At 58.0% G+C, this 13,859-nt stretch carries 13 protein-coding genes; 12 read left to right on the forward strand and 1 reads right to left on the reverse strand.

Annotation, left to right across the window (positions count from 1 at the left end):
* The first annotated feature begins 166 nt into the window (after positions 1 to 166).
* The 5 genes from ACO9S2_RS14875 to sthA all read left to right on the forward strand — a co-directional run bounded on the left by ACO9S2_RS14875 (position 167) and on the right by sthA (position 5,026).
* Positions 167 to 1,171, forward strand: a complete 1,005-nt coding sequence (locus ACO9S2_RS14875) for a sugar phosphate nucleotidyltransferase (RefSeq protein WP_423723166.1) — start codon at positions 167 to 169, stop codon at positions 1,169 to 1,171.
* A gap of 42 nt (positions 1,172 to 1,213) precedes the next feature.
* On the forward strand, positions 1,214 to 1,615 hold the full coding sequence (locus tag ACO9S2_RS14880) for a response regulator (RefSeq protein ID WP_423723167.1): 402 nt from the start codon (positions 1,214 to 1,216) through the stop codon (positions 1,613 to 1,615).
* 79 nt (positions 1,616 to 1,694) lie between these two features.
* Complete coding sequence (locus ACO9S2_RS14885) at positions 1,695 to 2,105, forward strand: response regulator (protein ID WP_423723168.1); 411 nt, start codon at positions 1,695 to 1,697, stop codon at positions 2,103 to 2,105.
* Between the two features lie 342 nt (positions 2,106 to 2,447).
* On the forward strand, positions 2,448 to 3,602 hold the full coding sequence (locus ACO9S2_RS14890; protein WP_423723169.1) for a S1C family serine protease: 1,155 nt from the start codon (positions 2,448 to 2,450) through the stop codon (positions 3,600 to 3,602).
* A gap of 23 nt (positions 3,603 to 3,625) precedes the next feature.
* On the forward strand, positions 3,626 to 5,026 hold the full coding sequence (gene sthA, locus ACO9S2_RS14895) for a Si-specific NAD(P)(+) transhydrogenase (protein WP_423723170.1): 1,401 nt from the start codon (positions 3,626 to 3,628) through the stop codon (positions 5,024 to 5,026).
* Positions 5,027 to 5,227: 201 nt separating this feature from the next.
* On the opposite strand, the gene ACO9S2_RS14900 is transcribed toward sthA, so the two are convergent.
* Positions 5,228 to 5,485: a hypothetical protein gene (locus ACO9S2_RS14900; protein ID WP_423723171.1), complete on the reverse strand. Its 258-nt coding sequence runs from the start codon at positions 5,483 to 5,485 to the stop codon at positions 5,228 to 5,230.
* A gap of 106 nt (positions 5,486 to 5,591) precedes the next feature.
* On the opposite strand from ACO9S2_RS14900, the gene ACO9S2_RS14905 reads away from it, so the two are divergent.
* The 7 genes from ACO9S2_RS14905 to ACO9S2_RS14935 all read left to right on the forward strand — a co-directional run bounded on the left by ACO9S2_RS14905 (position 5,592) and on the right by ACO9S2_RS14935 (position 13,654).
* A complete protein-coding gene (locus ACO9S2_RS14905) occupies positions 5,592 to 6,341 on the forward strand; it encodes a hypothetical protein (protein WP_423723172.1) in 750 nt (249 codons plus the stop codon).
* A gap of 566 nt (positions 6,342 to 6,907) precedes the next feature.
* Positions 6,908 to 7,414 (forward strand): hypothetical protein, encoded by a 507-nt coding sequence (locus tag ACO9S2_RS14910; RefSeq protein ID WP_423723173.1) that lies wholly within the window; start codon positions 6,908 to 6,910, stop codon positions 7,412 to 7,414.
* A 164-nt stretch (positions 7,415 to 7,578) separates the two neighbouring features.
* Complete coding sequence (locus ACO9S2_RS14915; protein ID WP_423723174.1) at positions 7,579 to 8,043, forward strand: hypothetical protein; 465 nt, start codon at positions 7,579 to 7,581, stop codon at positions 8,041 to 8,043.
* Between the two features lie 329 nt (positions 8,044 to 8,372).
* The gene (locus ACO9S2_RS14920; RefSeq protein ID WP_423723175.1) at positions 8,373 to 8,672 is read left to right on the forward strand and encodes a hypothetical protein; all 300 of its coding nucleotides are present in this window, start codon (positions 8,373 to 8,375) and stop codon (positions 8,670 to 8,672) included.
* Positions 8,673 to 8,764: 92 nt separating this feature from the next.
* The gene (gene glgP, locus ACO9S2_RS14925; RefSeq protein ID WP_423723176.1) at positions 8,765 to 11,284 is read left to right on the forward strand and encodes an alpha-glucan family phosphorylase; all 2,520 of its coding nucleotides are present in this window, start codon (positions 8,765 to 8,767) and stop codon (positions 11,282 to 11,284) included.
* Between the two features lie 344 nt (positions 11,285 to 11,628).
* Entirely contained in the window at positions 11,629 to 12,093 is a 465-nt protein-coding gene (locus ACO9S2_RS14930; protein ID WP_423723177.1) for a c-type cytochrome, read from the forward strand.
* A 94-nt stretch (positions 12,094 to 12,187) separates the two neighbouring features.
* Positions 12,188 to 13,654, forward strand: coding sequence for a hypothetical protein (locus ACO9S2_RS14935; RefSeq protein WP_423723178.1), 1,467 nt, complete (start codon positions 12,188 to 12,190; stop codon positions 13,652 to 13,654).
* Positions 13,655 to 13,859: the final 205 nt, after the last annotated feature.

The following is a 13,859-nucleotide window of genomic DNA, read 5'->3' on the forward strand; positions in this document are numbered from 1 at the left end:
CAAGTTGCTGGAGGCGAATGACAACTCCTGATGGCCCAATCAGAAACTCCGGCCACGCCAGTACGCAGCACGATCGCGGGAAGACTGCCCTCCCTTGCAACGCTAAATGTGTCACCGCGCCAGCCAGAGCAGACACATCCACCGCTTATCTACCGGGGAGGTCAACATGACAACGATCGGAGCGTCTCTGTGGGGAATCATCCTGGCAGGCGGAGAAGGCGTACGGCTGAAACAATTCGTCCGTGAACAGGTCGGTACCGATGCGCCCAAACAGTTTTGCGCCTTCGTGGGAAAGCGCACGATGCTGGAACGCACGGTGCGAAGAGCGAGGCTATTGATTCCCCCGCAACAGCTGGTTGTCAGTGGAACGGCCCACCATCGCCCCTACCTGTTCCAGAGTCTCGGCAACACCCCACCTGGCTCTGTCTTGCTTCAGCCGGCGAACCGGGATACGGCGCCGGGTATCCTTTTCCCACTCATCCATATTTTAAAATCGGCGCCCCGTGCCCTCGTCGCCATTTTCCCCTCAGATCACTTTGTTCTGCCAGGCCGACGCCTCATGCACGCCGTCAGCCATGCCGCGGCCTACCTCCGACGCACGAATTCCGACTCCCCTATCCTCCTGGCCGCGGAGGCCTCCTATCCTGAAACGGAGTATGGATGGGTCGCACCGGGAGTCTCCGTTTCATCGGAGGAAGCAGGATCCATCTTCCGTGTGAAGCAGTTCGCCGAAAAGCCTCAGTACCACGATGCCATAACGATGCTCCGTGAACGATGGCTGTGGAATACGATGGTCATCGTGGCTCGAGGAGCCTCACTCCTACAGTGTTTCCGAAGTGCGCTACCCGAGCTCGTTGCCTGTTTCGAAATACTGCAACGTTCTATAGGGACCCGAGCGGAACAGACGGTCACAGACGAGGTCTATCGCGTCATTCCATCGCTAAACTTCTCTGCCGCAGTACTTGCGCATCAGCCTGATCACTTACTGGTATCCCCAATTCGACAGATGCAATGGAGTGACTGGGGAAACAAGGAGCGGATTACCCAAACTCTAGCCTCTCTGCGCTACGCCGCACGCCCCACGCTCGCCCCCTCGGCGGGCTTCTATCTCCCAGCGGCCGCATTCCCGGGGAGGCGCGAAGTGGCCGACATCACCGCGGAGACAACGTGACACATCCCACTCAGAGAGAGACCCTCGCAAGAAGGAGGCTATATGGACGGCTATGGAAAGCGAATACTTGTCATTGACGATGATGCTGGTTGCCGAGAGGTGTTGAGGGCCCAGTTGGAACACGAAGGATATGCCGTACAAACGGCCTGCGATGGCCTGGCAGGTTTAGATGAGATGGGGAACCGACGCTTTGATGCGGTCATCTCGGATGGTCACACACCGGGATTAAGCGGCCTCGAGTTTGCCGCCTTTAGCGGGCTCGCGTGGCCTGACACTCCCGTTATTCTCCTTTCGGGCGACCTGAACTACCTCGCGCAATCCACAGATCAATATGAAGCGGTCGCTTGTATTCGCAAACCATATGAGGTCTCCGTGCTCCTGAGCGTGCTACGCACAGCCACGCAACCGGTTTCAAGGAACCAGGCTCTCTTTCCTATGGTGTAGGGTACAGACTGAGGATCGTGCGTATGGGCAACCGCAGACTGTTCGCAATGGCAGACCGCACTGCCACAAGGAGCGCACTATGGCTGGCCAAAGAAAAACCGTTCTGGTTGCAGAAGATCATGAGAGCAGCCGGACAATGCTAGCACTACTGCTCGAACAAGCCCAGTACGAGGTCTGTCTGGCCGGTGACGGACACGAAGCGTTGGAGCACATGCTCAAAGCGATCTTCGATGCCGTGATTACGGACTGGGATATGCCCAGAGTGAACGGATCGGAGCTCCTTATAATTAGCCGAATCCTCTGGCCGGGCACTCCCGTCATTATCGTCTCAGCTCAGGCTGCCCCTTCTGCTGAGGGTATTCCACGAGGAGCCTTCGCCTGGCTCACAAAACCATACCAATCGAACGACTTGCTGCAGATCCTTCAAGCAGCTGTCGACACATCTGCACAAGAGCGCTGGCAACAGCCCGTCACAACAACATTCCTGTAATGACCATGTCTTATCTTATTGCTCCATCATCGGACTTACGTTCGTGGCTCTGCGTATCCTCTCCCATCAATCTGACCAGAGCGGCCTTGCCGCCCCTGTCGACAGCAGGCGTCGGCTTATCGGCTATCCCTCAGGGTTATGCACGATCCCTTTTTATCCCATGAGTATTGCGGTGAACCTCTACAGATACAGATGGCATAGCCCGTCCTCATCGAATCCCTTGTTCATGCCCCAGGGGAGCGCTGAGACCCACGGATCTAGGCTGATACGTCTCAGGTTTGGTGACCACGTATGTGCAGGAGCGGAACACAGATCGCTCGCCACCACTTACATAGGAGATTCATGATGAAACACCCAGCCATATCCCTGCTCCTAGGCGGAATATTGTGCATGGCCGCATCCGCCCCAATCACTGTTCTCGCGCATGACCGGAATGAAGACCAGCTCGTCCGTCTTTACCAACATCTTGCCCCGGCCACGGTCTATCTCTCCGTCATCTATGACTCGCTCCACCCGCTCTCCGATCCAAGTACCACAGGTGTCGGCGCCGGGTTTATAATCGAAAAATCAGGAACTGTGCTGACCAATGCCCATGTCGTGGACGGTGCCACCATCATCGCCGTCACGCTCTTCGACGGGAATCGGGTCACCGCCGAGCTCCTTGCCCTCGATTCAGCTCAGGACATCGCCATTCTGCGACTCCCGCCGGCCAAGCACGGCTATCCGACGGTGGCGCTGGGTGACTCGAAAACCCTTCACATCGGACAGCAGGCCCTCGTCGTGGGCAGCCCATTTGGGCTGGGATTCACCCTCACCAGCGGCATTATCAGCGGGCTGGGACCGGCAACCGGACTACCGGATACCACTCCGACCCGCATCATCCAAACCACGGCTCCGATCAACCCCGGCAACAGCGGCGGGCCGCTCGTGGATTCGAAAGGAGAGGTGATCGGCATCACAACCGCGACCCTGATGGGAGCGCAGAACATCGGGTTTGCGATTCCTATCAACACTGCCAAAGAAGTTCTGGCTGAGTTCACTGCCAAGGGAAGCATCACGCGGCCTTGGCTGGGCATCGGGGGCAAGTTTCCCGCGGATCAGATGATTGCGCTCTTTGCGATTCCCCTGGCCGGAGGCTTGATCATTGAAGATGTGGAGGACGGGAGTCCTGCAGCGGAGGCCGGGGTGAAGTCGGGAACCCTTCGCCTGACGGTCGAAGATGTTCCATGGGTGTTGGGTGGAGATATTCTGCTGTCCCTCAATGGGCATCCCACAATCGATCCCGAAACGTTCGCCAAAGCCATCAAACCTCTGGCAGCAGGACAACAAGTCGAAGTGGAAATCTTACGGAATGGCGAGCACAGGCGCCTTTGGATTGTACTTCGGGAGCGCCCGCGAGGCTCCTTGCGGCCCAAGACGATATCCAGCCGGCCGACCGTCGGATTACCGTCCCACGGGCTTTCGTGGAAGCAGCAGACGCGGTTCATCCCGTTCTAAGATGAACACGAGGGTGCTCAGTAATGACACAGGCCTATGACTTCGATCTGTTATGCATCGGGAGCGGCCCGGCCGGGCAGCGGGCGGCGATTCAAGCTGCCAAATTGGGCAAACGTGTTGCGGTCATTGAACGCAGACGGCTCCTCGGAGGCGTCTGCGTAGAAACCGGCACGATCCCCAGCAAGACCTTTCGCGAAGCCGTGCTCTCCTTTATGTGCGCCGCCCACCATGTGGAACAACATCTAGGAACGCACTTCGACAGTCGGCCCACGGCGGAGCAACTGCTGGCGCGGGTCGCGGACGTGACGAAGCGGGAAGTCGGGGTCGTCGCGGATCAGCTTGGGCGGAACGATGTCGCATTGATTCAAGGCGAGGCATCTTTTCAAGACGCGCATACCGTCACAGTGATCGGTGGGCAGGAATCCAGGATTGTGACAGCGGCAAACATTCTCATCGCGGTCGGAACTGTTCCTGCGCAACCGGAGGGCGTGCCGGTTGATGGAGAGGCAATTCTGACCAGCGACGACATGGTGAAACTCAAGACGCTCCCCCGCAAGATGACCATCATTGGCGGGGGCATCATCGGCATCGAATATGCTTCCATGCTGGCCGCATTGAAGATCAACGTCACACTGGTAGACAAGCGGACGCGACTCCTGGAGTTTCTGGACTCGGAGATCGTGGATGAGTTGATGCATCAAATGCGGAGTCGTAACGTGACTTTCCGACTGGGCGAAGCAGTCGAACGACTGGAACTGGCGGAGGAGCGACCACGCCGAGTCGTGATAACTCTGGAGTCAGGAAAGCGCATCGTGACCGAATCGGTGCTCTATTCGGTGGGGAGAACCGGAGCCGCCGATCGACTCAATCTTGCCGCCGCCGGTTTAACCGCGGACAAGCGGGGACGATTGACTGTGGATGCTCACTTTCGGACGGAGGTCCCGCACATCTTTGCCGCCGGCGATATCATCGGCTATCCGAGCCTCGCCTCCACCTCCGCCTCGCAAGGACGGCAGGTGGCTTGTCACGCGTTTGGGGTCGAGGTCGAACCTCTTCCCGCGCATTTACCGGTTGGCATTTATGCCATTCCGGAAATTTCCATGGCCGGACCGCCGGAGCACGAACTGACCGAACAGCGCGTTCCCTATGAAAGCGGAGTCGCCCGCTATCGAGAGATCGCCAGGGGACAAATTCTCGGGGACGATAGCGGTTTGGTCAAGCTCCTCTTTCACCGGGAAGATAAGCGCCTTCTTGGTGTTCATGCGATCGGAACCGGCGCGACGGAACTGATTCATATCGGGCAGGCCGTACTGGATCTCAACGGCGGACTGAATTATTTTCTGCGAACGGTGTTCAATTACCCGACGCTGGCGGAATGTTACAAGGTGGCGGCCCTGGACGCATTCAATAAACTGTCGACATGATTACGGGACGTGAACCGGAGGAGAGCGAGGAACATATGAGTCTTTTCCCGTACGGGATCTTGAAGCCGCCTCTCGGAAATGGATTCTTTGCGACTCTGTCGATCCTCGGCCCCTGCCTGCTCTTCGCTGCATGTGCAAGCGTGGACACTATTCTGCTGACCAGCGAGAAGTTTCCTCCCAAGGCATCAGGAGCAATGGATCTTACAGCGCAACCATCTCGTCTTGGCGCGTGACCTGCTTCAACGGGCTTCCCAAAGCCCTGACGAGAAAGGACAACTGCTGGACCAGTGGCGCCAACACCGGCCGCAATAGGTGAAAGCCGTGGAGGAATTGCGCCGCCAACGACAACACTTGGAAAGTAACCATCTGGAGGTGGAAGCCCGGTTGGTCGAACGTGAGCTTCAGTGAATACCCTTTCTGGCGACGATGTTCAACTACCCCACCCTTGCCGAGTGTCATACGGTAGCCGGCTTGAACGCCTCTTATAAACTGGTTCGCTCAGCGCGTTAACACGATGAACGGTTCCGAACAACGTGTGCTCACCATCAGGAGAGGACCGAGCCCTATGAGACTCGCGGGAAAGATCGTGATCTTTGCGGTGCTGTTTTCAATTATGTTCTTTTTCCTTCATGCGGCGGATGTGACGAGGACCGTGATCAGAGATGACATGGAAGACCTGGGAGGCCTCCCTTGGTTGTACTCTGCGGTCTGTCTCATTTTCAGCATCCTGGCCGGGTTTGTTATCCAGCATGAATGGGATCAATGGAACGACTTCATGGAGGCGATCAAGGGCGAGGTCAGCTCGCTACGGTCCCTCTGGTTGTGGTCCCAGCATGTCCCCGATCTTGGAATGCAATTGCGAAAAGCGATGAGCCAATATTTGACCGTCACGATTCAGCACGAATGGCGGGCCAACGCGTCAGGCGAGGGTGAGGCCGCCGGACAGGCTCTCGCCGTAGTCCAGCAAGAGGCGTCCGCACTCTTGCAGCATACGAAACTCAGAATGACCACCGTTGGGATCATCGGTGACCTTCTGCGTCACCGGGAAGCCCGCCTACACTCCGGCCAGCGGCGCATGCCGACGATATTAAAAGCCACGGTGGGATTCGCCGATGGATTGGTGATCGTGCTGTCGTTGTTCATCGGCGTGAAACATCTGTGGCTCGATTATCTCTTCACCCTCAGCATCGCCCTGCTGGCCTACGTCGTCTATCTGGTGATCGACGATTTGGATCATCCCCTTCGCCCCGGTATTTGGCATATGACCTCCAAGCCGTATGAACATTTGCTCGCACAGCTTCAGCACAGTAGATAGCGTTGTGAGATGGAATGATTTGCAGACGAGACCCAATCCAGGAGCAGGACTGCAGGGATGCCGTCCGCCGGAGGATTCTCCGAAAACATGACCGGCATCGAAGATCCGCGATCTGCCAATCTGTCGCGCATGAGGTCCGTCATTCCCTTGCATGTGTGCCATTCTGACATGCCGTGCCATTTTGTTTCGGCACAACCCCCCGCAGTCCTGCCTGGCTGCTTGCTCACCGAGCGCGATAAGTTCTCAGTAGTGAGATTCTTGTTCTATTCCTGGAGTCGACGTCTGGAATCGTGGCAGTGGCATCCTCGTTGCAGACTTAGTACCTGTCCGCTTTACGGCAGGACTCCATGACGGGAGTCCTGCGGGGCGAGGGAAATCTACAAGCTCGCAGCAACACCGGCATGAAAAGTGGATGAGTCATACAAATGAGGACGGATTGGCCGCTCATTGTCCTTACTGCATCGCCAGGAGACTCCGCAGCTAGTTTGCACCGATAACAGGAGATACGCTGACAACATGTCAGCGCCGATCAACCTAAACCCATTCACTAACCGGAAGGAGACAGTATGAAGTGGCTTACCGCTCTGTTCGGGCTCACGCTGATCAGCTGTATCGGAATCGCAACCTTCTCCTATGCAGCAGGCTCTAAGCTTGTTGAGGGGGACGTGCTGAAGATTGAGGGGGAGTTTTACACCGTGCATGATACGGCCGGCCATGAAGTGCGCCTGCATGTCGACAAGACCACGCATCTGGAGGGCGGTCCCTTCAAGGCTGGGGACAAGGTCGAGGCCCACGTGACCGATAAGGGCCACGCTCGGTCCATGATCCACTTAACCGCGGCCGGGAAGATGGCCACCCCTGGCTCGAAGATTGTCGAAGGGGACGTGCTAAAGATTGAGGGGGAGTTTTATACCGTGCACGATACCGCCGGCCATGAAGTGCGTCTCCATGTCGACAAGACCACGCACCTAGAGGGTACCTTCAAAGCCGGGGATAAGGTCGAAGCCTACGTGACCGATAAGGGTCACGCGCGGTCCCTGTATCACATAACAAGCCTGCATCCGACTTCGTAGGTGCGGGATACCGGGGTGAAACGCCTGTGGCCCGTTTGGGCCGGTCCTCAAGCCTGGCCCGAACGGGCCACTCCTCAGAATCGGAGCGCTTGACCATCCGAGATTCGGAAGGGAACGAGCGCGGTTCGCTAGAACCGGTCGGGGGTCATAAGGAACGGAGGATCGTGACGTTAGAAACGGTCACTAAGATATCTGGCCTGGAGCTGTATCGTTCGTCGCCATCAGATGGGAAGGCTCCGGCTATTGCCGCCGCGTCGGTTCCCGTGACGCTTGCAGCGGTCCTCCTCTTATGGATCGGCTGGTCGCGATTCGGTCTGGCGACGAACGACCCGGCACTCTTTAGCTTCAGCTTTCTGACACTGCTCTACTTCGCCGCGTTCTCCATCCTATCCGCGAGAGAACGACGGCGGTTCTGGGCGACGATGCCCAGCAAGACCCTCGTGGCGGCGCTCGCGGTGTACGTGCTGGCCGGCACGGCGCTCACGCTTGTGGGGCTTCCGAGTCTCATACCATTGCCCTGGTGGAAGACGCTAGTGGTATTCGTCTATGCGATGATCTCGTGCCTCGTCGTGAACGATGCCGTCAAGGTCGCAATGATTACATGGCGCGTTCCCGCAGCGATGGCATAGGTTGCAGGTCGCGGAGTGTGGACATGGAGATGCACCGGCCGGCTTCTTCTGAAGCGGGCCACCCCCATCATCGCCGTGGCCATCGGGAGCACACATGCGCATTGGAACCCATGTTCTCTCATGGCACGGGCATTCACCGTTCCCTGTTTGGAAGCGTGCCGTGCTCGGCGTTGCGCCGTTCACGGGAGGCTTGATCCAGGCTTGGTGGCTGCATCACCCAAGAGCTCGAACAGGGTCGCGCCCTCCCCGGTTGACGAACTCATCAAACAGGCGTTTCATATGAGCATGGTTCCCGGTCGGAGTCCTTGGGAAGGGGAAAGGAGGCGCATATGACCACTGAAGAAAAGATGGCGGCGATCCAGCCGTGGATTGACCATGAAGAACGGGTCACGGTGCATTTCCTCGACGAACAAGGGTTGAACGCCGAAGTGACCGGCTGCAATACGGAGCTGGTCGACCTTGCCATAGAAACTCGCGTGCCTCACATCACACAACGCATCTCAGTGCCGCTCAACCGGACGGAAGTGTCTGAAGATCTGTCCCACTACACCCGCAATCCAGATCGACCGCTGAAATACCGCCGGCTGATGCTGGTCATTGGTGACAAGCGGCCGCCCATTATCTACTAGAGGATACGGGCGCTGAAGATGGCCGAGAACACCTCCACACGCGATACCCCCACAAGCGGGGCACTCGGGCGGGAACCAAGGAGCAGGAACGCATGCTAGCGTATTTTTTTAACCGGCCTCTCCCGCCAGGGCTCGAGGGCCTGGCTGATCTCGCACTCGATCTGCGCTGGACTTGGAGCCATTCCACGGACAGACTTTGGGACGCACTGGATCCCGAGGCATGGGAGCGTACCGGCAATCCCTACTATATTCTTCAGAATGTCTCTCAGGCTCGTCTGGACGAGGCGGCGGCAGATCCTGATTTTAAAGAGCAGCTGCGGAACTGGCTGGCGCAACGGCAGCGCTATCAGCAAGACCCAGGCTGGTTCGGGCGCGAACATGGAGAACGCGAGCTGAAACGCATCGCTTATTTCAGTATGGAATTCGGGCTGGGTGAGGCGCTCCCGATTTATTCCGGGGGCCTGGGCATTTTGGCGGGCGACTTCCTGAAAGCCGCGAGCGATTTAGGGGTACCGGTCGTGGGAATCGGACTCCTCTACCAACAGGGATACTTTCGACAAATATTGGATCCGGATGGCCGGCAAAGCGAGGCCTTTCCCTATAACGATCCCATGATGCTTCCAATCACTCCGGCGCCAAACCGCGAAGGCCGGGGATTGAGAATCCACCTGGACTTGCCGGGGCGACCGCTCTTATTGCGGGTCTGGCAGGCCCGTGTGGGAAAGGTGACGCTGTATTTGCTGGACAGCAACGATCTCCTCAACACCCCTGCCGACCGCGGCGTCACGGCTCATCTCTACCCCTCGGAACCGAGGACGCGCCTGACCCAGGAGATCATTCTCGGGATTGGCGGCTGGCGCGTGCTCGAAGAACTCGGCATCAAGGCAGAGATTTGTCATCTGAACGAGGGACATGCCGCGTTTGCGGTGCTCGCGCGCGCACTCACTTTCATGCGTCAGACAGGGCAGCCATTCCCGGTGGCGCTCCGGGCAACCAGGGCCGGCAACGTGTTCACCACCCATACACCGGTCGAAGCCGCCTTCGACCGGTTTTCCCAGGAGTTGATTCGCCCCTATGCGGCCGCATTTGCAGACTGGCTCCGTGTGCCGCTCGACGAGCTGTTAGCCCTGGGCCGCAAGGATGCGAGCAACGGAGAGGAGCCCTTCAACATGGCATACCTCGCCATGCACGGGAGTGGAACAGTCAATGGCGTCAGTCTCCTCCATGGATCTGTCAGCCGGGGCATTCTTCAGCCGCTCTTTCCGAACTGGCCTCAGCGTGAAGTCCCGATCGGACATGTGACCAACGGCGTGCATGTGTCTTCCTGGGACTCACAGGAGGCGGATACACTCTGGACGCAGACTTGCGGCGAAGACCGCTGGCGAGGCAACCTCGATAACGTGCGCTCTTCCATCGAGAAGGTCTGCGATGAAGATCTCTGGGCTCTCCGCGCCTCCCATCGGCAGGCGCTGATCCGCTATGCGCGCCACCGTCTGGTGCGCCAGATGCAAGAGCGCGGCGCGGCGCCGGCACATGTCCAGCAAGCCGAACACATTCTGAATCCCAATACGCTCACCGTGGGATTTGCCAGGCGGTTCGCGGAGTACAAACGGCCGACCCTTCTGCTGCAGGATCCAGATCGGCTTGCCCGTATGCTGTGTCATCCTGACCGTCCAGTCCAGTTGATCGTGGCAGGCAAGGCGCACCCTCAAGATGAGGAAGGGAAACGCCTGGTGCATGCGATGACTCGTTTCGCCGTACGGTCCGATGTCTGGGACCGTATTGTGTTCCTCGAGGACTACGATATGACGCTGGCCCAATTCCTGGTGGCCGGGATCGATGTCTGGCTCAACACTCCCCGGAGGCCCTGGGAAGCCTGCGGGACCAGCGGAATGAAGGTGCTCGTCAACGGGGGACTGAATTTGTCAGAACTGGACGGCTGGTGGGCCGAGGCCTATGCACCGGATGTCGGCTGGGCGCTGGGGGACGGCCGAGAGCATCATGAACCGGGGCACGATGCGGCGGAAGCCACACAATTATACGAGCTTTTGGAGCAACAGGTCGTCCCGGAGTTTTATGAGCGCGACCACGCAGGCATCCCGCACGCGTGGCTGAGGCGTATCAGAGCCAGCATGTCCCGTCTCACCCCGCAATTCAGCGGCAACCGGATGGTGCGCGAATATGTGGACACGATCTATGCTCCGGCAAGTACGTCACTGAAACATCGTCTCGACCATGGAGGGAAGCTGGCGATTGAACTGGAAGAGTGGCATGCGGAGGTACGAGATGGATGGAAAGGAGTCCGGTTCGGCGACGTCCATGTGACCAGGGTAGATCCACACTGGCACTTCGAAGCACAGGTCTACTTTGGAGACCTGTATCCGGATCGTCTCCAAGTGGAATTGTACGCCGATCCCGTGAACGAACATGACCGCCCCACACGGCTGGTTATGCGGAGGCAGGAAGCGCTCCCCGGTGCCGTTAACGGCTATCTCTTCCTGGCAGATTGCCCATCCACTCGCCCTGCCCACCACTTTACGCCTCGCATCATACCGTTTCATCCTGAGGCACAGGTGCCGCTGGAGGAGTCACTCATATTATGGAAACAGTGAATAATCGCCCGCCATCGCCTACCCTGAGCCGAACAGCATTCCCCTGGCTTCCAAGGCCCTGCCCAAGCAAAGTAAGGGTTTTCCAATCCGGCCTTGCCCTCAAAATTACTGTGGCATTCCGGGCATGTTGAGCGAAGCATCTGGCGCATAAAGCTACACCTCTGAGGGATTTTAGAATTGCGCACTATCCCCTCCTAGAAAAGACCACATGGTTACCCTGGCGTTGTATTTCCCGTGAGACTGGACAGTCGCCAGGAATGTGATTTGCCTGTGGAGAGAATTGTCAGAGAAGAGCGCCGCTCAAAGCCATACGGCATTGCTCATGCACGTGAGGAGGTGTATCGATGCATTACCGAACCGCTTTAGGCTACTTCATACTCCCGGCCATGGTGGCCGTGGTGACCGTAGCGGCCTGTGCCCCGCGCCACCCTACGGAAGACCGAGTCCCCCCTTCCGCCATGAAGGAGGCCCTCAGCTATAAGGCCCCCTTTGGCGACGCTCGTACAGCCCAGCCAGAAATCGTGGCCGGGGGTAAAGCGCTCTACGAGGGCAAAGGGCGTTGTGCTCTCTGTCATGGGACCAGCGGCAAAGGCGACGGGCCTGCTGCGCATATGCACCCCCCGCATCCGCCACGCGATTTCACGGATTGCGCCTTTCAGAAAGAACGGGAGGACGGGGAATTGTTTTGGATTATCAAAAACGGCAGTCCGGGCACGGGAATGAAGCCAATGATTCCCGGGATGCTGTCGGAAGAGGACGGGTGGAAACTCGTGGCGTATATCAGAACTTTTTGCACCGCACATTCATAGCATCAGGCTGCTTGGCCGGCCCATCGAGGAGCACAGTATCCGCGGCGTCATCAATAGGTCGAACCGTGCGGGTCTACATGGAGGAGATAGAGCCATGAACCGTCTCACAATCACAAGACGCGGCCTCGTCGTCTGTGTGCTTGGACTGATCGGTCTGCTCAGTTACGAAATCAGCGGCCTGGTGCCTACGGCCAATGCGGTTCCCGCATTTGCACGAAAGTATGGAATCGCATGCAACGTCTGCCACGTCCCGGGATTTCCGAAGCTCAACGATTTCGGGAACCAATTTCGCGACCAGGGATATCAATTCGGCGCGGATGTCGACCTGCCCACTCACGAAAGCATCACCATGGGATACTGGCCGGTCTCGCTGCGAACGACCGTCGGCTACCAGGCAGCCAATGTGCGAACGGATGGCAGTGGAGTCACGACCGGTGGATTCGGGTTTACGGGGCTGGACATTTTAAGTTTTGGCACCCTGCACCGCGACATCTCATTCGGCCTGGTGTTTACACCTGGCCTCGGGAGCGCCGGATTTGGCACAGGCGCGTCGGACAGTGATTTGGAGTCTGCGTATGTCCGGATCAATCGGCTTGAACGGTTTCTGGGTGTCAAAGGGGAGCCTGGGACGTATCTCCTGAATCTGAAGGTCGGGAAGTTTGAACTGGATGTGCCGTTCAGTGAGAAGCGGAGTCCTACTCTCAACACGCCCTTCGTGATGTATCACTACATCCCTGGGACCCCGTACACCGCCACAATCAGCGGGACATCGACCAGTACCTACGCAAACCCCAACTCGTTCTCGATCGGAGAAAATTCACCGGGCGTCGAACTGGCCGGCATCACCAAAACGGCGGCCACCGGCGGGTTTTTCCGTTACAGCCTCGCGGGGCTCAGCACGAATACATTCTCAGGCCCGCTCGGCGGATGCCCCACGGGGACCAGCTGCGGCACGGGAGGTAGCAACGTCAATTTCTATGGCCATATGACCCAGTCGTTCGGAGGTTATGGGATTGTGACCGGCCACCGGATCGGAGTCTTTGGCGCCTATGGCAACGCGCCGACCATGGTGAATGCCACCTGCCCCACATGCCAGGCGGTGGCGGGAAGCGGACAACCGTTTAGTCGCGTGGGGTTCGACGTAAGCACGACCTTCGACGGCGAGTGGAATCTCTTTGGCGCTGTAATGCATGGCAACGACAGCAAAAACTTGTTTGTGTCACAAGGGATCGTCAATGCGCAGGACGCATCGTGGAACGGGGCCTTCGTGGAACTGGATTGGTACCCGACGCTCCTTCCGCTGTTCGAGATGCCTGGCTGGTTATTTTCTTATCGCTATGATGTGATCCGGAACGAGCACCAAGGGGATCCCACCTTCAGCAAACACTACAACAACGTCGACTCCCAGACGGTCCTGGCCCGGTATTACATCCACCAATCGAGCCGAACCGATATTGCTCTGCATGTCGAATACAACACCTATCGATCCAAGGGAGTCGGGACAGCGGGCGGCGATTTGCTGGGTCAGACCTTGCTCGGGGGGTTGGATTTCGCCTTCTGATCAAGGTCCGGCATTTCGCCGAGGGCCTGATTGACAGGACGCCGCATCTTCATGCGGGTATGAGAGGAACGGTTATGAAGGGAAGAGAGGCCGTTGTGAGCATGAGGCGTTCCCGACTATGCCGGATGATCCTTGTGCTATTTCTCATAGCCATGTCCAACGCACTCGTAGGCAGAGCGTCGAGTCTGGCTGCCTCCCCGCAAAC

Origin of the sequence: Nitrospira sp. NS4, from assembly GCF_049546785.1 — a bacterium.
GTDB lineage: Bacteria > Nitrospirota > Nitrospiria > Nitrospirales > Nitrospiraceae > Nitrospira_D.